This window comes from Rhodococcus sp. IEGM 1379 (assembly GCF_030056815.1).
Taxonomy (GTDB): Bacteria; Actinomycetota; Actinomycetes; order Mycobacteriales; family Mycobacteriaceae; genus Rhodococcus_F.
The window spans coordinates 20189-45038 of sequence record NZ_JASHKR010000002.1 but is presented as its reverse complement, the minus strand read 5'-3'; the positions used below and the strand labels follow the sequence as shown (position 1 = coordinate 45038).

Sequence of the window (24850 nt, the reverse complement as noted above, 5' to 3'; positions counted from 1 at the left end):
GTATCTCACTTCACGTTCAACGTCCCGTGCATACTCGAGTGATAAATGCAGTGGAAGGCGTACGCTCCGGGTTCATCAGGTGCCCTCAAAGATCCGGAGTCGTTCGCGTTAACGGTGACGGAAAACAGCCCGGACGTATCGGAGGTAACGGAGTGTTGGGCACTGCTGTTATTGCGGACCGCGACAACCTGGCCGGCTTCGACGGATTCCGGTATCTGGTATTCGAAACCGACGATGTTGATCGTCGGCGCCGTCGCCGCAGCACTGTCCGCCCCGTTCGCTGCCACAATCGACACGGTCTGCATTCCGGTTGAGTCACTACTGGTGTCGCCGCACCCGACCAACGCAAATGTCGACAGAAATATTGCAGCCGTTGCCGCACAAACCCGCTTCATGGGTTCAGCCTCCTCGTCAGAGCCCCCATCAGCTCCCCGGTGCAATGATTACCCCGGAGCGGCAGACCCAAACCGCAAAAGGGGGGCATCTGTGACGTTCGGATTTCTTGCATTGGTAGCCCTCGCCGGCCTCCTCGGACCACTACTGGCGGCACGGTTGAGCTGGCACGTTCCGGTGGTAGTCGGCGAATTGGCCGCCGGCGGCATTCTGGGAGTGACGGGTTTCGGTCTACTCGACTCCTCGGATCGGACGTTTACGTTCTTGGCTGATATCGGGTTTGCGCTGACGATGTTGGTGGCGGGTTCACATGTGCCGGTTCGCGACCCCGAGGTGCGCGCCGCGATCGGCAAGGGGGCCGGCCGCGCGGTAGTGGTCGGCGCGCTTGCCGCCTTGGCCGGTTTCGGGGTTTCGACGGTGTTCGATACCGGTCACGCGGCGTTGTATGCGGTTCTGATCGCGTCGTCGTCGGCTGCGCTCATTCTTCCGATCGTGGATTCGCTTGCACTCGACGGCACGTCGGTTCTGCAGATGACAGCGCAGGTCGCCATCGCCGATACCGTGTGTATTGTTGCGCTCCCACTCGTCATCGATCCGGGCAATGCCGTCCGGGCCGCGGTCGGTGCGCTCGTGGTGACCGTCGCAGCGGCAGCAATATTCTTCGTACTGCGGGCATTGCATCGATCCGGAGATTGGCGACGGCTACACAAGTTTTCGGAGAAACGGAAGTTTGCGCTCGAACTCCGCATCAATCTGGTGATCCTGTTTTCGCTGGCCGCGTTGGCGGCGAGCACTCACGTGTCCGTCATGCTTGCCGGCTTTGCCTTCGGACTTATCCTGGCTGCGATCGGGGAACCTCGACGCCTCGCGAAACAACTCTTTGCGATCACCGACGGTTTCTTCGCGCCGTTGTTCTTCGTCTGGCTCGGGGCTTCGATAAATCTTCGTGATCTGGTCATCCATCCGTCGTCGATTGCGCTGGGAGTAGCTCTGGGCGGCGCAACCCTGATCGTCCACTCGGCGCTACGCGCCACGGGTTTACCTCTTTCGCTGGGTGTGTTGTCGGCGGCGCAACTCGGTGTTCCGGTTGCTGCGGTGACGGTGGGCTCACAACTGGGAGTACTGGGAAACGGTGAGCCTGCAGCAATTCTTCTCGGCGCTTTGATCACTGTCGGTGCAGCGACATTGGCCGGTTCGGCTGCGGCACGGGCGGGGCTAACCGCCTCCAGCTGAATTACCCTGGTACCGAAACCTGCAACAGGTCAGTTACTTACAATACTTTTCGACCAATTCCCTGAAAAATGCTGCACGTATCGACGCGATGGATGTTAGTTTTCTCTGGTCCGAATTCGGTGCCAAGATAGTCACCATGTCGCGCCCTGTTCACCCATCTTCCGGGAGCACTCCGTGGCGCACACTCAAAGAATGGTTCGACGAGCCGCACGATTACGAGTGGTTGGGGCAGCAGCGGTCCAGCCGTCCGATTCAGCCACTTTTCCGTGCTCTGCTCGGGTTCATGACGATAATTTTCGGGATTACCGCCATCTTCAAATTGATCGGACCGGACGCACCGCCGACCTTGTTCGGGAAGTACCTTGCGGTCAGCGTTATCGTCGGGTGCTTTCTCGTCGCGGCGTTCTGGTTTACCCAACCGTTTCCGGGACGACGCGGGCTGATTGCATTCGCCATCTTTGCCGATATCGGGTTCGCCGGGGCGGTTCTGATGGTTGTCGATCGCGAATCGGCAACTTTCGGGTGTATTGCCTTTGTGGTCAGCGGCACCTACGCCACACTGTTCGTCAGCGCCCGGTGGCTTTTGGCGCATGTCGTTTGGGCAACCGGCGTCAGCATCATCGTGTTCTTTCTGGCCTTCCAGGAGCCCAATGCCGACACCACTACCCTCATTGCGCGCGCTCTGGTCCTGTTCACCGCAGTCACCATCCTTCCAATCTTCTCCCACCTGACGTGGCGCACGCTGTACCGCGACGCCCGCCACTCGGATCGGGATCCCCTCACCGGACTGTTGAATCGCCGTGGACTCGAGCCTGCGATCTTGGATCTGTTCGAGCACGCCCGGGCCGAGCATTGGTCTCTCGCCTTTGTTGTTGTCGACATCGACAAGTTCAAGTTGGTCAACGACGTTCACGGCCACTTCGAGGGTGACCAGGTAATCAAGAGAACAGCCGACCGCCTTAGTGCTCACCTCGGGCACCGAGCCGTCATCGGCCGGGTCGGCGGCGAAGAATATCTCGCTGCCATATCGGGACCAATCCCATTGATCAGCGTCTTGATCGACGGCATTGTCGAGGCAATTTCCGGCCATCCGGATGCAGTGCCCACCACTGTGAGCGTCGGCGCGGTGGTCCTGTCGACCGAATCGAAGGCATGGACCGGCGGGGCATCTGCGATTGCGGTCGCGTCGAACGTTGCCGACTCGATGATGTATCAGGCCAAGGCCGCCGGCGGAAACGGTCTCCGTACCGCTGAGATCTAATACCGGCGGTACAATTGTTTTCTCCTAGCTGCATTTCAATGCCAAGATAGGCCTCATGTCCGACACTGCTCCCTCACCGACAGGGAACAGTTCTTGGTCCACGCTCAAGGAGTGGTTCTACGAGCCGCACGACTACGAGTGGATAAAGCACCAACGGTCAAGTCGCGCAATTCAACCGATTTTCAGTGCGTTGATCGGTGTGATGACACTAATTTTCGGGCTTTCGGCCTTCTTCAAATTGATCGGACCTGATACGCCACCGACCCTCATCGGAAAATCACTCTCGGTAGTCATGATCACGGCGTGCATTGTGGTTACCGCGTGCTGGTTCACTCTTCCATTCCCCGGCCGAGTCGGACTCCTCACTTTCGGCATTTTCGCCGATCTCGGCATCGGTCTGGCAGTACTCATGGTCACCGACCGTGACTCCGGAACCTTCGGATGCATTATCTTTGCCGTGTGCGGCACCTTCGTAACCTTGTTCGTCAGCGCAAAATGGCTGATAGCGCACGTCCTCTGGGCCACGGCGATAACTGCCATCGTCTTTGTCCTCGCATATCAGCAAGACGAAGTGAACATGACGACCCTTCTGGCGCGAGCGACGGTCCTATTCGGCGTCGTGACGCTCATGCCGATCTTTTCGCACCTGGCCTGGCGCACGCTGTACCGTGACGCCCGCGATTCAGATCGTGATCCACTCACCGGACTGTATAACCGGCGCGGACTCGACGCCGCAATCGCCGAACTGCTCGAGCGCGCCAGAACAAGAGAAGAGTGCCTGGCGTTCATCGTTGTCGATATCGACAAGTTCAAGCTGGTCAACGATATTCACGGACATTCCGAAGGCGACCATGTCATCAAGAGAACAGCAAACCGCTTGGCGCTCCATTTTGGTCACTACGGGGTCATCGGGCGCGTCGGCGGCGAAGAATATCTGGCAGTCATTTCCGGGGCGCCGGACAAAATTGCCGACCTGATCGACAGCACCAATTCCGCCTTGTCCGACGATCAGGATTCGATACCCACCACGGTGAGCGTCGGCGGGGTAATCATGCCTAGCGATTCGAAAACCTGGGCCGGTGGAGCGTCTGCAATTTCGCTGGCCTCGAAGGCCGCGGATTCACTGATGTATCAAGCGAAGGTTGCCGGCGGAAACGGATTACGGACGACTGAAATCTGAATCGAGCGGATGAAAGTTCTGCCCGGACGAAGTGGATGTGGCCGCAAGATACGCCTCGAGTTGAGCGGCATTCAGCGGCTTACTGATATGAAATCCTTGAATGAGATCACACCCGACTGCTTGGACTCGGCGCAGTTGCACCGGCGTTTCCACACCTTCGGCGAGCGACGTCATTCCCAGGACCGAGGCGAGTTCCACCACTGATTTCACGACGGCCATCTGATGATCAGCACAGTCGACGATGAACAATCGATCAATCTTGAGGACATCGATGGGTAGCCGTTGAAGTGTCGCGAAAGACGAATATCCGGTACCGAAATCATCGAGGGCGACGGTGATTCCCAGGGACCTCAGCGCGTGGATCTCCGAGATTGCCCGGTCCTCGACAACGCCGGTTTCGGTAATTTCGAGTTGCAACAACTCGGGGTCCAATCCAGTCACGTCGAGCGCATTTTCAACCATTTTGCAGAAATCGATTGAGAGCAGTTGCACCGGTGAAACGTTGACCGCGACACGTATTCCCGCCGGCCATTTCACAGCTTCGGCGCAGGCAAGCGCCATTGCCTGCGCACCGAGCGGAATGATCATGCCGGTCTCTTCAGCTACACCGATGAACTGGCTCGGCCCGATGAGCCCCTTGACCGGATGGTTCCATCGGAGGAGGGCTTCCAACGCCACAACTTGCCCGGTTACAGCGTTCACCTGCGGTTGGTAGTGAAGTTCGAACTGGCCGGCAGCAATCCCCCGGTCTAACTCCTGCTGAGCTGTGGCCCGCTCCGAAGCCCAGGCGCGTAACGCCGGCGAAAACCTGCCCACCCTGTTTCGGCCAGTCGATTTGGCTTCGTTCAGTGCGAGATCGGCGAGCATCACCAATTCGTCGGCGTCCCCCGAGTCGTCAGGATTGCTGGCGTACCCGATGGTGGCACGGACTTCGATCCGGTTGCCCGCAATGTGGAAGGGCTCCTGAAGTACGTCGAGATATCGTTCAAATCCGACGTACGAGTTTCGTCCGGCTGGTACATGCGCGACTATCCCGAATTCGTCGCCACCCATTCGCGCAAAAACATCAGCGCCCGCAACCGTTCGAAGGCGGTCGGTGACGGCGAGGAGTAGGCGGTCTCCGACAGGATGGCCGAGTGTGTCGTTGACAGACTTGAAGTTATCGAGATCGAGAATCCCGACGCGCACTCGGTCGAGGTTGCCGCGTCCGTTGACCGCTCGTTCCAACTCCGCTCCGAAGGACCTCCGGTTCGGGAGACCCGTCAGCGAATCGGTTGCTGCCAGTCGCAGAATTTCCTGCTCGTGGACATAGCGCTCGGTGATATCGGATCCGACACCTCGCCAACCACAGATCTCGCCATTGCCGAGTGCTCGGGGATTTGCCGAGAGCGACCACCACCGCCGGTCTCTGTCTATCCGAACAGGAACCACTATGTCCCGGAACGCTGTTATCCGCTCGAACTTGTCGACCAGCAGTTCCGCAGCCACCTTGCCCTCATCGCTGGAGGTGATCTCGAGATGATTGAGCAATTGCCCGAACGTCATGTCCTGCAAATCGCTCGCGGACAGTCCGGTGAGCTGAGACAACCGCGGAGATATGTGCGAAAAACGTCCGTCGATGTCGACTTCCCACAGCCAGTCTCTCGATCCACCTTCGAAACCGTCGAGCAGCAGCGACACCGTCTGGCGTTCCGAATCGGCTTGAATTTCTGCCATCCAGCGTCGCTGAAATGACGCCGAGAGGTACATCGCGCCGACGGTGAGAGCAAACATATAGATCGCGAGTTGGATCGAGAGCACACGCAAATACGGTTCGGAATGCATCGAGAACACAATCATCAAGCCCAGTCCGTGGATGTATATCCACGAGAGACTGGCCGAGCGAACTGTGTAGAAATTGATGGTGCCGGCACCCATGATCCCGGCCATCGTCGCGATGATCACCACGTCGTAGTTGGAGTCGATCGTGGTGAACAACATCGAGAACAGTACGACGTCGAGAATCGCGATCACCACGACTTCGAGCATCAGCCCTGTGTAATCGAAGCTCGTCGACTGTTTCCATCGCGGCACTCTCAGAGAAACTGCAACGCGAGTCGAGTTGAGGAAAACCAGCAGGATGGTAATTCCACCCAACAAACGAACCATTGTTTGTTCCGGCGGAATGACGAACACGAGTACCGAACCGAGAGCGAGCATGAACGCGATATTCGAGAGCGGTGCGACGGAGGAGGTCTCGTCGAGTTGGCGGCGAAAGAAATCTGCGCGCTCGGATGCTGACAACGCGGATCGACGTCCGGGTTGCCTAACACCCGTCAACATTCAGTTGACCTGACTCCGTCACAGGTCAACGCAGCTGCGGTCGAACGCCAGTTTTCAGACATCCGAACCCCCTATGTTGCCCTTATCGAGCGTACTACCTGTTACGTGCGATTTTTCCGACTCGGCGGCTGTTTCGCAACCCCTGTTGCCATTCCCGAAGAATCCTTTTGGCGAGGTTCACTGTATATCGAAACGGGAGTTCACGAGCCACCGTTCGCCTCGAAGATGCTGTGTTCTACTCAATCCGTACCAACTGGAACCCGAGGAACCCTGCCCGTCCCGAACAATCCCGCAATCGCCAAGAGCGCCGCAACTGCGAATGCCACGCGCAATGCCTCGAGCCTGGCCTCGGAATTGACGTCGACAATCGCCGCGGTGGCCTGTTCGCTGACCCCCGCTGCGGCGAGTGCATTCTGAAGTTCCGTAGTGGACAGGAACGGAACACCCGAAGCCAGGGCCGTCGTGGCCTGCTGCTGCACCGACATCGGTACTGCCGGATTACCCTCGATACCCGCGATCACCGATGTAGTGAGGGTGGCGATCAACACCGAACCAATCAGAGCAGTCCCCAAGGACGCTCCGAGATTGGTGGCCGTGTTCTGCAGGCCTCCCACTTCCGCGCTCTCCTCATCCGGAACGGACGACACAGTGACGGCACCGAGTTGTGACGACAAACTTCCCAGCCCGAACCCCATGAACAACATCGGGACCATCACGACTGCGGCATTTGCGCCCGGATCCATCCCGGCGACGAGCAATAGAATTCCGATAATCATCGACAGCAATCCCACTCGAACGATGCGACGAGGGTTTGCGTTCGGCAACAGCTTCGGAATTCCGATCGCCGCCAACACAAGTGCTGCAGACAGCGGCAGAATCCGGATCCCGGTCTCGAGGGCACTCAATTCGAGAACTACGGACAAAAATAGCGGAACGGCAAAGAACACCCCGGCTTGCACGAGAAACTGAACGAAGAACATGAAAAGACCACCGCTGAGTTGCCGGTTTCGCAACATCGCCGGATCCATCAACGGCTCCCGTCCAGCGTCTACCAGTCGCGTCTCCCACCGCAGGAAACCGTAGACCACCAGCAGCCCACCGATCAGCAACCACACAACAGGCGAGAGTCCGAGAATCTGCGGCCCTCCCGGCTTCGCCTGCATCCATCCCCACTCACTCGAACGCAGCACACCGAACACGATCATGCCCAGTCCCACCACTGACAGAACCGAACCGACACCGTCCAACCGCGACTTGACCGGAGGCACGTCGGCGACTTTGCGAAGAACAGCGAGAATCAGGGCCACCAGGACAACTTCTCCGACAAAGACATAGCGCCACGACGCAAAAGTGGTGACGGCCCCGCCGAGCAGAGGTCCGACCGCTACAGCCATCGCCCCCGCTGCTGCAACCAATCCATATGCAGCGGAACGTTTTTCGGAAGAAAAATTGGTTGCGACCAACGCTACGATCGCGGGCATGATCAGCGCCGCCCCCACCCCCTCGAGGAAGGACCAACCGATCAGCAGCACCGCAAGGTTGGGTGCGATTGCCGTCGTGAACGAACCCACCCCGTAGATGATCAGTCCGAGCGCAAATGCTCTTCGACGCCCGATCATCGACCCGACTTTGCTGCCGGTGATCATCAGCGTCGCCATCACCAGCGTGTACAGCGTGATGGCGGTCTGGATACCGGTGATAGTGGTGCCGACATCCGCGGCAACAGTGGCCATCGAAACGTTCATGACCGAACTGTCGAGAGTCATCAGGAACTGGCTACATGCCAACACCGCGAGGACCAAGCCTGAACCTACCTGCGTTGTCGAAACCTCACGGGTCATCGTGGCGGGGTACCCACCACGACGTGTCTCAAAGCATCAACGCTCGCTGCTCCGCCCACGCCCCGACGTCACCTCGTTCCAACGCAACCGCAAGCAACTCCGGAAACTTGTCCGGGGTGCACGCGAATGCCGGGATGCCGAGAGCGCCCAGCGCAGTCGCATTGTCGTGATCGAACGAAGGCGCCCCGTCGTCGGAGAGCGCCAACAACACCACGACCTGCACGCCGGCCGTTTTCATGGCGGCCATGCGTCGGAGCATCTCGTTGCGGATACCACCCTCGTACAGGTCGGAAATGAGCACGAACATCGATTCTGAGGGCCGCGTGATCAACGACTGGCTGTACGCAATTGCCCGGTTGATGTCGGTGCCGCCGCCCAGTTGCGTTCCGAACAGAACGTCAACCGGATCCGACAGCTTCGCGGTCAGATCAACGACCGCGGTATCGAACACCACCAGCGACGTCTTCAACGCTCGCATCGATGCCAGGACGGCGCCGAACACCGAGGCATAGACAACACTCGACGCCATCGAACCCGACTGATCGATGGCCAGGACTACGTCCCGCTGCACCGATGTAGATTTTCTCCCGTATCCGATCAGCCTCTCCGGCAACACAGTTCGGTACTCCGGCAGATAGTGCTTCAAGTTAGCCGCGATAGTGCGATTCCAATCGATATCGCGCAGCGCAGGATTGGATGTCCGGGCCGACCTGTTGAGAGCTCCGGTCACCGCCGCCTTGGTCTTCTGGGCAATGCGTTCCTCGACTTCGCGGACCACCTTGCCGACGACCATGCGGGCCGTGGCCTTACTTGCATCCGGCATCACCTGATTGAGACTGAGAAGAGTTCCCACCAGATGTACGTCGGGTTCCACGGCGTCGAGCAGTTCGGGCTCGAGCAGCAAATGCGTCAATCCGAGTCGATCGATAGCGTCCTTCTGCATCACCTGCACAACTGTGCTGGGAAAGTAGGTACGAATGTCGCCCAGCCAACGTGCAACTTTGGGCGCCGACGCCCCCAACCCGGCCGAGCGACGACTCCCCTTCTTCGGGCCGGAGTTGTCGTAAAGAGCGGCGAGCGCCGCATCCATCTGGTTGTCGCCCGGTTGTCCCAGCCCGCCCAGTGACTCGTCTGCGGACTCTCCGAGCATCAATCGCCATCGACGTAGCCGCTGGTCATCATCGCTTGTGCTCATGCACCCACCCCCAGGATTGTGGCAACGACACCCATCGCCGCTCGACCCCTTCGTGCATCGGTTTCCACCGCGGACTCCACCTTCCGACCACCGCGCACTGCCTGCCCGATCGCACGTCGCTCCACTGCCTCGAATGCACCGAACGTTCGCCGTAACAGGGGCAGGGTGTCGATGAAATCCTGCTCGCGGAGTTCGCGCACCCAACTGTCGATCAAGTCCAGCAGCGCCCGATCATGTACGAGGACCAGGCCTCCACCTCCGAGAAACCCGTCCACCCACCCTGCCTTGTCGGTAGCGGCACTGCCGATGGACAGCGCTCGCGACAAACGCTCCGCCGCATCGGTTTCCGTGATCGAAGCAGCGTCACGAAGCAGTCGCACCATCCGTCCCACCAACATCCCGTTGATGTCGTCACGGTCGATCACACTGCGCATCGCACCTAGCCAACGTGCGGTCGACTCAGGATCGTTGCGCATCATCACGGCGCCGTGAACATTGTCGACGTGCGCACGAAACTCCGCAGCACTGGCATCGTCCATACCGGTCACAGCCACGGGCAGTCCCGTGCAGATTCGGATCAGCAGTCCGTCACCGACGTCGACGAGCGCCGAGATGTCGGTACCCCGTACGTCGCCGTACCGCAGGGTTCGCGTCAGCGGTGGCAGCGCCGCCATCAGGTGTGACACATCATGGTCAAGAGCTGCAACAGTTTTAACGCTCATCAGCACTTCGGCCAGCGCTTCGGGGAGATTCGCGAGGAGCGAGTGTTCCAACAGTCCGATCAACTCTGCCAACGTGATTCCCGGCGTTTTCACCTGTGACACCACTCTGGCCACGGCGCCGCCGGATACCGTCGTACCCCACAGGGATGCCTCGATCACCGACACCGAGAATTCCGGCTTCCATTGCAGTTCCCACGTCTCACGGAAGGTTCCGGTGGATTGAATGTCGCTATCCGCCGGTCGACCCCAACCGATGTCGAGAATGCTCAATCGGTGAAGGAAATGCGAACGCTCGATGTCGATATCGCGACGAAGATCAAGATCCAGATTCTTTGCGCCCGCTTGCTGTTTGAGTCGCAGTGTCTTTGCCCGCGCCCGCAGATCCGCTTCCAACGGAACAGTCGGCGTTTCTTCCGGCACAGCACCCAAGGCTTCGCCCACCACTAACTTTCGAGTGACCAGATCAAGCAGGACGTCGTTGCCTTCGCACATCACCGAGCGCGTCGCTTCGGTCACTTCCGACAAGCCTGCCAACGGGCGGGACCGCAACGCAGCCAGCGCATCTGCCAATCGCACCGCTTCGATGACGTGCGCACTCGAAATCGGTAGATCCTCCGCACGCAACACTCGGGCGACTTTGGTGAGCCACCGCGTAATGGCGTTGTCTGTGGCAGTATAGAGGTGGTGATACCAACCGGGAGAGGTGATTCCGGCTCCGTAACCGGATACCGAGGCAAGTCGCGAATGCGTCCAGGGAACCCACGTCAACGAGGTCTTGATCCTAGCCATTCCCTTGAGGATTCGCGCATCCACCGTGGCCGGACCGAGCGGACCCACCAGAGCCGGTGCATGCCACGCCCCGCACACGATTGCTACGCGTTGTGCCCCGTCCTTGAGCGTCTTGCGGAGCACCTGGCGCATGTACGCTTCGCGGTGAGCAGTTTCCTCGTCGATCGGCACGGTTTCACGCAGCGCAATCATGGCATCAGTGATCGCATCAAAGACCTCAGTGCCGGAAGCATTTGTGCCGGAATCTGATTCGACGACCGAATCCCACCAACGCTCGGTATCGTCGTACCCCGCTGCCGCAGCCAACTCTGCCAACGGATCACCCTCGCGCGTAGTGCGCGCGTCCGACTCTGCCAGCAGATTGAACGCGGGTAGATCACAGAAACGTGCTGCAGCACCGTTGCGTGCAGCCCACTGCAAAGCCTGCCATTCCGGGGAGAACACGGCAAAGGGCCAGAACGCAGCCTTCGACGGCTCACCAGTGACATACGCGAGCAACGCAATCGGCGGCGCCATCGAATCTGACGCAGCCAACATCACCAACGGATCCGCGTCCGAAGGCCCTTCGATGAGCACGACGTCCGGCAAGAACTCGTCGAGCGCACGGCGGACCGCCCGGGCCGAACCCGGCCCGTGGTGTCGGATTCCGAAGACTCGGACCCTGCTGTCACGCAAGGCCCGATCATGGATAGGCAGGCTCACCCGGTGACCTCGCGGCACGCCCGGTAGAAGTCGGACCAGTCACCTCGTTCACGAACCACGGCTTCGAGGTACTCGTTCCACACGACCTTGTCGGCAACCGGATCCTTGACGACCGTGCCCAAGATGCCGGCTGCCACGTCGGAGGCACGAAGTACGCCGTCACCGAAATGTGCCGACAACGCGAGCCCATTCGTGATCACGGAAATCGCTTCAGCCGTAGACAGTGTGCCGGAAGGAGATTTGAGCTTGGTGCGGCCGTCAGACGTAGTGCCGGAACGTAGTTCACGGAACACGGTGACCACGCGCCTGATTTCGTCGGCGGCAGCCGGCACGGCAGGAAGCTCCAGTGCGGCGCCCAACTGTTCGACGCGTCGAGCGACGATGGCAACCTCGTCTTCCTCACTGGCCGGCAACGGCAGCACGACGGTGTTGAACCGTCGACGCAGAGCGGAGGAGAGATCGTTGACTCCACGATCTCGATCATTTGCTGTGGCAATGAGATTGAATCCCTTGGATGCCTGCACTTCGGTGCCCAGTTCGGGGACCGGCAGCGTCTTCTCGGACAGAATGGTGATGAGCGCATCCTGCACGTCGGCCGGGATGCGGGTCAGTTCCTCGATACGAGCGATCTTTCCGGTTTTCATTGCTGTCATTACCGGAGAGGGCACCAGTGCGCCGGCAGTCGGCCCCTCGGACAGGAGTCGCGCGTAGTTCCAGCCGTATCGGATCGCCTCTTCCGGCGTGCCCGACGTGCCCTGAACCAGGAGCGTCGAGGCGCCGGAGATTGCGGCCGAAAGATGCTCGGATACCCAGGTTTTAGCTGTTCCGGGAACGCCGAGGAGAAGAAGCGCGCGGTCTGTCGCAAGAGTTGCGACAGCCACCTCCATGAGCCGACGGGGGCCGAGATACTTGGGCGAAATGACGGTACCGTCGTCCAAAGTTCCGCCGAGCAAGTACGTGACCACGGCCCACGGTGAGAGATTCCACGACGGTGGGCGTGAGCGCGTGTCGGTGGCAGCCAGTGCAGCAAGTTCCTGCGCGTACTCCTGCTCGGCATGCGGACGCATCAATGAGGTTGGACCAGGTGTAGCCGTCATGTGAGCTCCTCGAGCAGGGTCTTGCGGTGGACAATTGTGGTGGCAGCCTTGACAAAAGCTTGTTGCCAGTCGATATCTCGTGCGCGCTCAACCGCCCGGTCCAGCAAAGGCACTGCGCTGTAAGGAAAGTTTGCCTGCGCAAGACGCAGCGAGGCTGCATACTTGTAGCGCGAGAACTCGTTGGCGCGGGCGCCGCCGTCCGCGCGTCGGGCCGCCACTCGTTCCCACTGTGCAATGACGGACGCGGTGATGTCCGCGGGCCACGGGCGAGGAAGCGCTTCGTAGATTGCCACCCGGTCCGGATGGAGCACATTGGCGTCGCCGGTTCCGGACAGTAGGAGATCAGCCAACACGCGTCCGGGAATCAAAGGGAGCAAGCGCCTGTCGGTCGACAACCCGCGGACCGTGAAGATCGCCTCGGCCCACTCCGAGTTATGCTGCAACACAGCTGCAGTGGACCACGCGTCGTGCAGGATTGGTTCCCAGACGGCTTCGGTGATCGAACTCAACACCGCGGCAGGTTCACCGATCATGGTGCTCCACAGCGTCAACGGCGCCGCAGCGATTGCCTGCCGCACATACTCGGCCCGGTAATCGGTGTGCGGGTTCGGCCGGTCCTCGATACCGTCACGACGGGCTGCGGCGTCAATTTCCTCGGGAACATCAACGGCGATCCTGCCCTGTTCGACTCGGACCCACGCTTGCACTCGCTGCGCCATTCGCTCCGCAAACTGCGACCCCAGCAGTCGCCGCAGCATGCTGACCGCTTCGCGTCGTACATCTTTCCGTTTGTCATCAAGAGCATGCTCGAGGAGCGGAATATCGCCAGCAGACGAACCGGCGGAAAGTGCTGCGAGAAATGCTGCTTTATGTTCTCCCCGTTCAGTTTCCCAGGTCTGTGACAACTCGGCCAGGGCCAGCGCGGGATCACTTCGACGAGCATCGGCCAACCACTGGAGTCGCTCTGCAGGAGTGCCGTGACGCCAAAGCCCCGGGTCGGCATCTCGGTGGCGGATCAGCATGAACCATTCGGGATTTCGTGCAGCCAACCACTGTCCACGCTCACCGACAATGAGCAGAATGTTCTCACGATAAAGCTCACTGGCCCGAGCGCAGGAAAGAAGCTCTGCCACAAGGTGATCCGGCGCCCGGAAGTTGCGCTCGATTGCCAACGAGAACCAGTCATCAAGCAGCGTAGCCTTGGCCGCAAGCATGGACAGTAGGTGCGCGGACGACGATTCGGGGAGCGTCAATCTCGAATCCTCGGGGGCAGGCGGAGGCACTTCTGCCGTGGTGGAACCCGCTCCCCCGGCGCGGTAAGCGCGCTCGAGAGTTGCCGCGGCGAGGAGAACTACAGCAGGGTCACCGTCGCGCGTTGCCACCGCTGCACGTACATCGGCGGGAAGATCTTCGAAAGCTACCGCCGTGCGCAAGGTTCCAAGCAAAGCCGTCGATATCAAGCTACTCACAGCGCGATCACCTGACCGCTCGTAAATACCGAAATCGGGCTGATGGCATGGGCATTCCAGGTACCGCATACCGTCACCGGATAGCCGCCGGAAATTCCGAGCAGGGTCCAGAGCGAATCACCTTCTGCGGGAAGCGCAGTGCCAGTTTCATCGACCAGGAACCACGAGCCGTCGACATACGACGGTGTCACCGCACTGATCATCACCGGCCAGGATCGCAACCACGGATCAGCGCTCACCGCATCGGTATAGCTATGCAAGGCGACGTCGATGCTGCCGTGTGGCGCCGTCGTGAACGGTTCCTCTTCACTGTGCAAGTTTCCCAGTCGCGCCCGCAGTGCCGCCGCACCGGGATAAAAATGGAGATCGGCGTCAATCTGATATCCGACAACGGGCGGGACAACTCCGGAGAAGTTGGGGGAACCGTGCGAAAAGTCGAGCAGAACAGACCATTGGCCGGTTACTCGGCCAAGCAACCAGACAGTACGGGCGAAGAGCCGTTTTTCCTCGGTGACCCGAGTACCCATCACCATCCAGTGATCGCGAACGGATGGACGCTCCATGACGCTGTCCGTGCCGACCGGATAGCCCACATGAGCGCGTACCGAATCTTGAAGAGCTTCAGGAAGTTCAGCAATCTTCTGATGCGCAGCGACCAGGAGGTGCAGGCGTGCGAGTTCGTCGAGCACTTTTTCAGGCCAGTTCTCGTTCGATGCCACAATGCCCGCCAAAGTACGCAGCGTTCCCGCTACTCCCGGGGCTTGGGCGTCGACCATACGGGCGGCTACCGCGTCCAACGCCTCCCACGATTTGTCCATCGCTGCCAGGCCGCCCCGGACCTGGTCGGTAATCCACAGGTCGAGTTCGACGAGTCCACCGGCCACTCGCTCGGCGCGCTTCTGAGCGGTGGAAGGGTCCACAACTTTTGTCGCGGCCGGTCGGGTGGTTACTGCCTTCTCTTCCCGGCGGTCCAGCCACTCGGCTGCAAAATCGGCAGGCTCCGACGCCGTCGGCACGCGCCCTTCGGACCACTCGACGAGAAGTCCCAAGGTGTGTTTGCACGGGAACTTACGGCTAGGGCACGAGCACTTGTACGCGGGGCCACTCAGGTCGACTATTGCCTGGTAAGGCTTGGACCCACTGCCCTGACACAGGCCCCAGAGAGCGTTCTCATGGTGACCGGTAAGCGTCCACGACCCAGCTAGTTTCCGCGCAGCGGCCAGCAAGGTGGCGTCGGGAGCTACCGACGCCACCTGCCCAGCAGTCCACGGAGAAGTCACGTGAATACCGTATGACACGCTGCCGACATGACCGCGTTGGACCGACCGCAGACTCAATTCGAACTAGTTCCCGGACTCCATCAACAGGGCGTGCCAGAACCACCACATCAATCCGATGGACGCAGTACCGATCTACCCAACAACTCGCACACCTGCAACGCTAAGGCCAGATCCAGCTTGTCCCGACCGGTCGTCACCGGGTCTGCCAACGCTTTGTTGATGCGGTACTTCACCGTATTGCGGTGCAGATTCATGTAATTGGCGGTATGCAAATGGCTTTCGCCATGCGCGAAGTAGACACTCAGCGTCGTGCGCAGGATTGCGGCCGACGACGTGTCGTCGGCCAACGGCCCCAGCACTTCCCATACCCAGGATTTTGTCGACTCGAGATTTTCCGACAGAAGTGACACCACCGCGACACCGCGATCTCCGAAACTTACGACCGGGCGCGGAGGTGTATCGGGCACAGCAGCAACGGAATATGCGGCGCGCGCCTGCTGGTGTGAGCGTTTGAATCCTTCGACTCCCGAACCTGGGAGGCCGATGGCTACCCGAGTACCACCGTCGAGGGGCACGGACGCGGCCAGCGTATCGAGATCCGGCGCCGGGATTCGTCGACCGAAAGGCAGCCACGCCCACACCGTACGACGGTCGATGGCGGTCACGATCACGGGTTTGTCCGCACCGGCAGTGGCACCGAGATCACGCACCAGGCGGTCGAGGGCATTGAATCCCAACACATCCGCGTCCGACGTCGACCAGGCAACTACGGCCAGATGATTCTGATCGAGTCGATATCCGGTTTCGGCCTCGAAAGCTGCTGTTTCCCCTCCACTTCCGGCGAGGAGAGCATGGATCGCCGCCGAGTGCAGGTTACCTTGCGCGTTGATCCACCGACTCCGCTCCTGCTCGTAGGCATCGAATACATAGAGCGTTATCCAGTCGATATAGCTGTACACAACATCCGAAACATGTTTCAACACTGCAAGAGTGAGTCGTGCCGAGATGTCGAGGGCGCTGACCTCATCGTGACAGATACGCATCAGATCGCCCTGACCCATATGGTATGCACGGACCAACGAATTGGACGGAACATCTCGCTGGGCCAGTCGCAGAGCATATTCCACCGCAGCGGTGGTCGGTTGTAGATGATCGATCGGAATGTCGTTAGCCAGAACATGGACGATGGTCGTGACGTTTCCCTGAACGCTGGCTTCGAGCATCTCGACGAGGTTGGCGTCGTCGTCTAGTTGATCGATCTCGTTAGCCATCATGACAGCCATCTCACGTGCGATATCAGCACTGCGCACGTCGAGACGTCGAGCCAATTCTGCAACCACGGCAAGCACTTCCGGTTCGGCGGCAGCAGGCACCCGGGCGAGGCGCCGTCTCGCGCCAGCACCTCGATCCTTGTTCGAGGGACTGCTCACAAAACCTCCGCGCCCTGACGTCGTAGGTACTTCAGCGCCGACTCCGCCGCGTTGTACCCACACATTCCGTGTGCGCCGGCGCCCGGTGGCGTCGACGCCGAGCACAGATAGGTGCCCGCGATCCCCGTACTGTACGGATCGACGGCGATGCGCGGGCGCATTACCACTTGCAGTTCGGAATTCGCGCCGCCGACAATATCGCCGCCCACCTGATTCGGATTGTCTCGCGCCAGGTCGGCAGTACTGCGGCTTGACGTAGCGATGATCTGTTCCCGAAATCCCGGAGCAAAACGTTCGATCTGGCGAGTGATCGCCTCCGTCGCATCCCCGGAATATCCATGCGGCACATGGGCGTAGGCATACAGCGGGTGGATATTTCCCGACGAGCGGGTGGGGTCAGCTAGGTACTGCTGACCGATCAGAACAAACGGCCGATCAGGCATCCTCCCCGAATTGACCTCACGCTCACCCGCCACGATCTCCTCGAAACCGCCCGCCAAGTGGACTGTTCCGGCGCGTCCACAATCGGGATTGGTCCACGGAACATGGCCCTCGATCGCGAAGTCGACTTTGAACGCGCCGGGTGCTTGCTTGAACTTTCGATACGCCTTCGCCACGCGCGACGGGAGTCGATCACCCAGAATCTCGAGCGCACCGCTCGGATTCACATCCAGCAGAACAACATCCGCGTCGGGCAGTTCCCGGGCGCTACGTACCCGTACCCCGGTATCGATCTTTCCGCCGTGATCGAGGAGCATCGCCGACATCGCGTCGGTGATCGAGCGTGACCCGCCCTCCGCCACAGGCCAGCCATAACGATGGCCGGCGCCGATGATCATCAAACCCACGGCCGACGTCGCCGGCCGCTTCAGTCGGTAGTACGCGTGTGCCGCGACCCCACCGAAGAGCGCTTTGCCCTTCTCCGTCTTCCACAGCTTGGCAGTGACTGTGGCGGGCAACAGTGCCCGTGGGCCAAAAGCAGCCAGCCTTACCGGATGCCGCGGAATGTTGACAATCGGACGCATCAGGTCCGAAGCCAACGCGTCGAAACCCGTCGACAGGTCGTTGAACATGCGATGCCATCTCTGACCATCTGCGCCGAGTTCCGCCGCCGTCTGGTCGAGTGAACGGTAGAGAACGCCCGCATCGCCGTTGTCGAGCGGATGCGCACAATCGGCTTCGGCCCAGCGCCAGTTCAAACCGTATCGCTCGAGGTCCAGCTTGGACAGGTACGGCGAACCGATACCCATCGGGTGAAATGCCGAGCAGTGATCGTGAATGAGTCCGGGAACGTCGATCGGACCGGATCGGGTACCCCCACCGATCTGTTCGGCAGCCTCGAGCACCTGCACGTCGACACCACTCCGTGCAAGGTGTACCGCGGCAGCGAGCCCGTTAGGCCCGCTGCCGACAACTACGGCCTTGGTCACTGACTCACCTCTCGGTTGCGACCTTCTTTGGTGCGCATCTTCGGCTCGGTGACAACGTTCGGATCCGTCACCGCGCGATCAGCGCGTACATCCAGTGTCCACTGAACATCGAACGGAATGGGCCCATTCGGCAACCAAGGCTGCTCGGCAACTGCGTCGGCCACCTTGAACGTGCCTCGTTCGATGACTCCGAGGGCCGCGTCGATCACCTTGTACTCCTGCGTCTCCTTGTGAATGGGCTGCGATTCGATCCAGGTCACCAGGAACTCTCCGGGGGCAAAGTTGCAACGACGCTGGATCGCGGCAATCAGTTTCTCGTCGTGAAGGTGGCCGTCGCCGAAGTTGAAAGCGACGATGGAGTTGCAACTGAATTCGGCCTCACGCAGGGAGTACGTATTGATGTCCTCACCGAGATGCCGAATCATCAGGGAGAACAGCGCACGCCCCTGGCTGTGCATCGATCGCCAACCCAGCAGTTGATGGAGCACGACGTCCGAGACGTCCTCGGGGTACATGGTCATCAATTGCTTACGTGTGTCCTGCGACGGCCGCTTGATGTTCTCGTCGATCTTGGCTTCAGCACCCGGAGCAAAGGCCCATGTAGCCGATGCCCAGTTGCCCGCGTACTGGCGCATGGACGGAAGGAATGACACCAAATCGGGTCGCAAATTTCCCAGGATCGGGAAGAACGCCAGTGCTGCAACAATTCCCACGGTGATCCACGGCGAGGACATTGCTCCGATTCCGTAGCCGTCCCATGCCGGGAAGCCGAGGAAGAGGAATACCGCGGCATAGGCGAACAACAGATTCCATTCCAGCGGCACTGCCAACGGGAAAGTCGACGCGATAAAGAGGTGGAATCCGACCATGAGGAGGACGGCAAGGATTGTGAGCGTTTTGTTGGTGGAGAACAGCAAAATCAACGGAGTGACGATCTCGACCATTGTTCCGGCCACGTGCGCGACGCCGCCGCCCAGGCGAGAGGGACGAAGATCCTCCGGGAAATTGCGGTAGTGCGCACGCTTGATCTTCTTCGACGGAATCCACGGCGTATTGCTGATCATCGGCGGTACCACCAGCGAGAAGTGGCGACCGAACTTCGAGATACCGGCACCGATCCACACCATGACGATCAGCAACTTGAGTGCCAGGATCATGTCCACGAACGGAAGGAACGTGAAGAAGATGATCGCGGGGAGGTACTGCTCGCTGCGAGCGGCGATAAACGGAACCTTGTCGCGCAGACCCAGAATCAGCATCAGCGCCAGGAACGAGTACAGCACGGCAGGACGTACCAGGCCGGCGTTATCCGCAACGGCAGCGTCGATTCCGGTTGTGTGCACACCTGGAAGTACCGCCGCAACAAGAAGATTAGCAACCGCAGCGACGTAGATAACCACATCGAAGACCGTGCGGGTATCGCCGGACGTGAGCGGCACTTTGCCCGGCCACGGTGGCAAGCGAATTGTTCCGGGGCGAATCCAGTAGAGAACGCCACCTGTCATCGGCTTGAAGTGGCCGGCCAGCGGACCCCACGAGCCTGCCAGACCGAGCATTTCGAGCATCATCGTCCACAGAATGAGCTTCTGGTAAACGATGGGCTGATTCCACCATGACGCCGGATCGACCCACGAAAGACCGGAAGTCAAAGTGGCAATTAATGTTCCAGCTAGTAAGTAGAGAAACAGCAATTTCATGATGTAGACGGTGTGAACCATCTTCGGCGTGCCGAACCCGTGATCCACCCAATGTGTGGACATGTCACGCAATCGCTCGAGGAAAGGCTTGTCCATAAATGTGGCGGGGTCGACGGGAGGGAAGTTTCCTTCTTTGAATCCCATGATGTGCTCCTGAAATACGAGAAGTAGGCATGACGGATCAACTCGACGTATGCGATCGAGTTATTCAGCTGGCACGGAAAAGACTGCTAGCGAGCGGGAGTGGCGCTCAAGGCTCGTCTCATTCCAAGTTTGTCGATCTTTCCCACCGGGTTTCGGGGTAGCGCGTCGACAACATAGATCGCCACTGGCACCTTCACTCGGGTAAGCAAGGCCGTGACATGGTCGAGCAATTCGTCTTCGGTGACGGGGGCATCTGGATAGGTAACGACATAGGCGATAGGAACCTCTCCGTAAACATCGTGTGGAGCGCCGATGACGGCAGCCTCCAGCACGGAAGGATGTGTGGCGAGCGAGTTTTCGATCTCCTTGGGATAGATGTTCTCTCCCCCGCGGATAATCATGTCCTTGATGCGGTCAACCAGCGTCAGATAGCCGTCCGCGTCCAGCACTCCGACGTCGCCGGTGTGCAGCCAACCGTCGACTACAGTATTCGCAGTTTCCTCAGGCCTGTTCAGGTAGCCATGCATGACGTTTCCGCCCTTGATGACTACTTCGCCGCGTATACCGATGGGCGCGAAAGTTCCATCCTCAGCGAGGATCTCGATCTGTTGCCCTGGCAGCGCCGGGCCGACGGTTCCGAGTTTCCGTATTCCGCCAACGGGGTTACACGCCGACGCACATGTTCCCTCGGTAAGCCCGTACCCCTCGACGATCTCGAAACCGAATCGCGCCTCGGCTCGTTCGAGAAGTTCCTTACTGATCGGGGCAGCGCCGCACACGGCAAACCTCAGCGAGGACGTATCGATCGACGCGTCCTCGGACTGCGACGTCAACATGGCGTAGATCGCCGGGACAGCGGAAAAGTACGTAGGACGCAATCGCGCAACATCGTCGAAGAACCTTGATACCGAGAACTTCCCGGTAATACTCACCTGCCCACCGACGATCAATGGTGTCAGGACGCTCACACAAATGGCATTGACATGGAAGAGCGGAAGGATCAGGAGGCAGTGATCGACGCCGGTGACGCCGATACTCTGCCCCATCGACGACGCCATGAATTGAAGGTTGGCGTGCGTGAGCATGACACCCTTGGGCCTGCCAGTGGATCCGCTGGTGTAGATCAGGAGCGCAAGATCATCGGCAGCCAGTTCGATGCCGGGCAGGGCGAGATCGGGTGAGCTCTGTGCGAGGTCGTCGACACAGAGCGCCGGACAACCACCGTTCGGCGCATCCGGCCAACCCGTAATCACCAGTCGAGCACCGGAATCCGAGATCTGGTAGTTCGCCTCGTTGGTAGTGAACATCGGATTGATGGGGGTTGCTGCGGCACCGAGGCGCCAGGCGGCCATGATCGCAATCAGCAATTCAATCCGATTGGGAAGCATGATCGCGACAACGTCGCCCGCACCAATACCCTCGCTTACCAGTTGCGCTGCAACGGCTTCCGTACGTTCTGCAAACTCGATGTACGTGAGTTCGACCTGATCGTCACGAAGGCACGGCGTGTTGCCATGCTCTTTCGCCAGATTCCAAGCCAGATATCCGATGTCCGTCACGAGAGTCAGCACCTTTCCTTTGCCTGTGACTCAGAACACTATCGGCGTTACAGGACCAAAGAAACGGTCCGCGGGGCTCAACTTGCCCGATTTCTTTGTGCTCCGAGCACAAGCTCAGGGAGACAACTGATGAAGCAGCTCGTTCGCGCGAGCAGCAACAGCCAGCGATATCCGTGCCAGAATCGGAGACGACAGTTTCCACTGCTGCCAGTACAACGGGACGTCGTCCACATACTCCGGATCGAATCCGACCAACGTGCCCGGCGTTTCGAGACTCTGCAGATCTGGCAGTAAACCCCATCCGTAACCGAGGCGCACCGCGTCCGCAAAATCCGCGGTCGCCGGCACAAAATGACGAGGAGGGTCGACGAGTAGGCCGACCTTCCGGCCCAAGTACCTGTCCTGCAACAGATCCTTGCGGTTGAAGACGACCACGGGAGCCTTCGAAAGTGCTTCTGCCGTAACACCGTCGGAAAACCAGCGTTCACAAAATGAGGCGCTCGCCATCGGACGGTATCGCATGATGCCGAGCAAGCTGGAGGTGCAACCCTGAATCGGCGTCGCCACCGAGGTAATCGCAGCCATCACAGAACCGTCTCGTAGAAGCTCTGTCGTATGATCCTGATCGTCGAGATGGAAATCGAAACTCACTTCGGTCGTGAACGAAGCCAGCACCCGAAGTACCCACGTGGACAACGAGTCCGCATTCACAGCAATCGAGATTCGGGCCATCGCACCGTCCGCATCGCCTAAACCCAACTCTCGGACGACGTCCTGGGTGAGGGCATCTATCTGACGGGCGAGGCGCAACACCTCGCGGCCCGAATCAGTAACGCGAATGGGCTTGGTGCGCTGCACCAGAACCCGTCCCACCGAGACCTCGAGCGCTTTGATCCGTTGACTTATCGCCGACGGCGTGACGTGCAATTTTCGTGCGGCGGCGTCAAAAGTTCCCTCGTCCACCGCGGCGTGAAGGGCCTTCAGTTGTTCGATGTCCAGCATGATCTGAAGCTACGCTAATGCGCAATCAGAATCATTAGCTGGACTCGCGTCTCTTGCGTTGTCAAGCTAGTGCCATGCTCAGCAACAGTGACCCGACGTCAGCCGTCGTCGGATTTGGTGTCGGACTCTCCTTAATCATCGCAATCGGCGCACAAAACGCGTTTGTACTGCGCCAAGGCCTGACTCGATCGCATGTGCTTCCGATTATCCTGGTGTGCGCAGTGTCCGACGCGATCCTGATCCTCGCGGGCATCAGCGGGATCGGAGCACTCCTCGAACACGCGCCGTCACTGATTACCTTCATTCGCATCGTCGGCGCCGTATTCCTCCTCAGCTACGCGGTATTCGCAGCCAAGCGCGCATTTCACCCGCAAACACTGGCACCCGATCAGCATGGCAACGGATCACGACTTGCAGCCGTCACCATGGCCCTGGCGCTGACATGGCTGAACCCACACGTCTACCTCGATACCGTTGTGTTGATGGGTTCAATTGCGAACGGCCGCGGCGAGATCGGACGTTGGTGGTTTGCTGCCGGGGCAATCACCGCGAGCGTCGGATGGTTCAGCGGCCTCGGATACGGAGCGCGCCTGTTGACTCCACTATTCGCCAAACCCAATGCATGGCGAATCCTGGATGCGCTTATTGCAGTGATGATGACAGTTCTGGGAATCAGCTTGCTCACCGAATTGTGAGTGCATGAGTTACCGTCAACCCGAGGCACGATTCTCCCTTTCGGCAGTTGTGACCATCGGGCAGGACTGATAACGATGACCGAGAACAAAGTCGACGACGAGCCGAACCGCGGATTGCTGTTACTTTGTCTGCTCGCAGTTGTTGCGGGTGTCTTCGTCGGATTTATCGGCGGAGCATTCCGGTGGTGTTTGCGCAGAGCTGACAACCTTCGTCAGACGATCCTGGATTGGTCGCATCAGATTCCGTACGTCGGATGGCTTGTTCCGGTCGCGTTGGTGGCGTTGTGCACAGTGCTTGCCGTCCTGATAGTGCGGCGGGTGCCACTTGCAGCGGGAAGCGGCATTCAGCATGTCGAGGCCGTTGCGCGAGGTGAAGCGAAACCACCTGGACTGATCCTGGTCCCGGCCAGATTCGTGGGCGGGCTTTTGGCAATCGGTTCGGGGCTGGTACTCGGCCGTGAAGGCCCCACCGTGCACATGGGTGCGGCGATCGGAGCCGAGACCGGTCGACGTGCCTCTCTCCCCGAATCCGATGTGCGCCTGTTGCAGACGTCGATGTCCGGGGCCGGACTCGCCGTTGCCTTCAACGCCCCGATCGGCGGCGCACTGTTCGTCTGCGAGGAAGTGACACACTCCTTCACACTCCGCACAGTCCTTCCCACCATGTTCGGAGTAGCGGTGGCAGTGGGATGTTCACGGCTTATCAGCGGTGATCGGCCTGATTTTGCCGTCGACGCCGTCCCAACTCCCCAGCTCGCGCTCTTGCCGCTGTTCGTCGTCTTCGGACTCCTCACCGGCCTGCTCGGGATTTGTTACAACCACATGATCCTGGGAATGCTCAATGCCGTTGCGCGCCTGCGACGTATACCTCCGACCATAGTCGGACTTGCAATCGGTGCCATCATCGGTCTCACACTCTTCATCGACCCACTGGCCGGCGGTGGTGGCGACCCACTTTCGCAGTTGATTGTCGGAGGACGCACATTTGTGCTGCCGATCATGCTGCTGTACTTGGTTGTTCGGTTCTTCACTGGTCCGTTGTCCTACTCCGCCGGAACTCCCGGTGGCCTGTTTGCTCCCCTGCTCGCCGTCGGGGCTCTGTGGGGATCACTTTTCGCCGGGCTGTCGAGCTTCATTCCCGGAGTAGACGGCGGCCTCACGATTGCGCTGTCCCTCGTCGGCATGGCCGCATTCTTCGGCGCCGTGGTGCGAGCACCATTCACGGGCATCGTGATCGTGGTGGAGATGACGACAGTAACGTCGGCGCTTGTGCCAATGCTCGCGGCAACGGCTGCCGCCGTCCTCGTCGCGACGTTAGCCGGATCGGCTCCGATTTACGACATTCTCCGCAAACGGATGCTGGCCACACAAAAGTGACCGCCCCCGAGAATATCGGGGGCGGTCACGTG

18 protein-coding genes are annotated in these 24850 nt (G+C 59.8%); 5 read left to right on the top strand and 13 right to left on the bottom strand.

The window, feature by feature from the left end:
* Window positions 1-5 precede the first annotated feature (5 nt).
* A complete protein-coding gene (locus QM600_RS01445; protein ID WP_283259706.1) occupies window positions 6-395 on the bottom strand; it encodes a cupredoxin domain-containing protein in 390 nt (129 codons plus the stop codon).
* 91 nt (window positions 396-486) lie between these two features.
* Here QM600_RS01445 and QM600_RS01440 point away from each other — a divergent pair, with 91 nt between their 5' ends.
* The 3 genes from QM600_RS01440 (at window position 487) to QM600_RS01430 (ending at window position 4067) form a co-directional block, all read left to right on the top strand.
* Complete coding sequence (locus tag QM600_RS01440) at window positions 487-1626, top strand: cation:proton antiporter (protein ID WP_283259705.1); 1140 nt, start codon at window positions 487-489, stop codon at window positions 1624-1626.
* Between the two features lie 136 nt (window positions 1627-1762).
* Window positions 1763-2887: a GGDEF domain-containing protein gene (locus QM600_RS01435; RefSeq protein ID WP_283259704.1), complete on the top strand. Its 1125-nt coding sequence runs from the start codon at window positions 1763-1765 to the stop codon at window positions 2885-2887.
* A gap of 55 nt (window positions 2888-2942) precedes the next feature.
* On the top strand, window positions 2943-4067 hold the full coding sequence (locus QM600_RS01430) for a GGDEF domain-containing protein (protein WP_283259703.1): 1125 nt from the start codon (window positions 2943-2945) through the stop codon (window positions 4065-4067).
* Here the strand turns inward: QM600_RS01430 and QM600_RS01425 are convergent.
* The 12 genes from QM600_RS01425 to QM600_RS01370 form a co-directional block, all read right to left on the bottom strand.
* Entirely contained in the window at window positions 4047-6389 is a 2343-nt protein-coding gene (locus tag QM600_RS01425) for a putative bifunctional diguanylate cyclase/phosphodiesterase (RefSeq protein WP_283259702.1), read from the bottom strand. The two genes, QM600_RS01430 and QM600_RS01425, sit on opposite strands and share 21 nt — an antisense overlap.
* 239 nt (window positions 6390-6628) lie before the next feature.
* Window positions 6629-8230: an MFS transporter gene (locus QM600_RS01420; RefSeq protein ID WP_283259701.1), complete on the bottom strand. Its 1602-nt coding sequence runs from the start codon at window positions 8228-8230 to the stop codon at window positions 6629-6631.
* Between the two features lie 28 nt (window positions 8231-8258).
* Window positions 8259-9425, bottom strand: coding sequence for a VWA domain-containing protein (locus QM600_RS01415; RefSeq protein WP_283259700.1), 1167 nt, complete (start codon window positions 9423-9425; stop codon window positions 8259-8261).
* Window positions 9422-11638, bottom strand: a complete 2217-nt coding sequence (locus QM600_RS01410; RefSeq protein ID WP_283259699.1) for a DUF5682 family protein — start codon at window positions 11636-11638, stop codon at window positions 9422-9424. Before QM600_RS01410 ends, QM600_RS01415 begins: the two co-directional genes overlap by 4 nt.
* Window positions 11635-12735 (bottom strand): ATP-binding protein, encoded by a 1101-nt coding sequence (locus QM600_RS01405; protein WP_283259698.1) that lies wholly within the window; start codon window positions 12733-12735, stop codon window positions 11635-11637. The genes QM600_RS01410 and QM600_RS01405 overlap by 4 nt, the downstream gene beginning before the upstream one ends.
* The gene (locus QM600_RS01400) at window positions 12732-14204 is read right to left on the bottom strand and encodes a DUF5691 domain-containing protein (protein WP_283259697.1); all 1473 of its coding nucleotides are present in this window, start codon (window positions 14202-14204) and stop codon (window positions 12732-12734) included. Before QM600_RS01400 ends, QM600_RS01405 begins: the two co-directional genes overlap by 4 nt.
* Complete coding sequence (locus QM600_RS01395; RefSeq protein WP_283259696.1) at window positions 14201-15484, bottom strand: SWIM zinc finger family protein; 1284 nt, start codon at window positions 15482-15484, stop codon at window positions 14201-14203. The genes QM600_RS01400 and QM600_RS01395 overlap by 4 nt, the downstream gene beginning before the upstream one ends.
* 107 nt (window positions 15485-15591) lie before the next feature.
* The gene (locus QM600_RS01390) at window positions 15592-16914 is read right to left on the bottom strand and encodes a PucR family transcriptional regulator (protein ID WP_283259695.1); all 1323 of its coding nucleotides are present in this window, start codon (window positions 16912-16914) and stop codon (window positions 15592-15594) included.
* Complete coding sequence (locus QM600_RS01385; RefSeq protein ID WP_283259694.1) at window positions 16911-18344, bottom strand: phytoene desaturase family protein; 1434 nt, start codon at window positions 18342-18344, stop codon at window positions 16911-16913. The genes QM600_RS01390 and QM600_RS01385 overlap by 4 nt, the downstream gene beginning before the upstream one ends.
* Window positions 18341-20185 (bottom strand): DUF3556 domain-containing protein, encoded by a 1845-nt coding sequence (locus QM600_RS01380; RefSeq protein WP_283259693.1) that lies wholly within the window; start codon window positions 20183-20185, stop codon window positions 18341-18343. The genes QM600_RS01385 and QM600_RS01380 overlap by 4 nt, the downstream gene beginning before the upstream one ends.
* Before the next feature lie 86 nt (window positions 20186-20271).
* Entirely contained in the window at window positions 20272-21744 is a 1473-nt protein-coding gene (locus QM600_RS01375; protein WP_283259902.1) for a class I adenylate-forming enzyme family protein, read from the bottom strand.
* Between the two features lie 114 nt (window positions 21745-21858).
* On the bottom strand, window positions 21859-22746 hold the full coding sequence (locus tag QM600_RS01370) for a LysR family transcriptional regulator ArgP (RefSeq protein ID WP_283259692.1): 888 nt from the start codon (window positions 22744-22746) through the stop codon (window positions 21859-21861).
* Between the two features lie 74 nt (window positions 22747-22820).
* Between QM600_RS01370 and QM600_RS01365 the strand changes: the two genes are divergently transcribed.
* Together QM600_RS01365 and QM600_RS01360 are read left to right on the top strand one after the other, a co-directional pair.
* Window positions 22821-23441 (top strand): LysE/ArgO family amino acid transporter, encoded by a 621-nt coding sequence (locus QM600_RS01365; RefSeq protein ID WP_283259691.1) that lies wholly within the window; start codon window positions 22821-22823, stop codon window positions 23439-23441.
* A 75-nt stretch (window positions 23442-23516) separates the two neighbouring features.
* Entirely contained in the window at window positions 23517-24818 is a 1302-nt protein-coding gene (locus QM600_RS01360; protein ID WP_283259690.1) for a ClC family H(+)/Cl(-) exchange transporter, read from the top strand.
* Window positions 24819-24850: the final 32 nt, after the last annotated feature.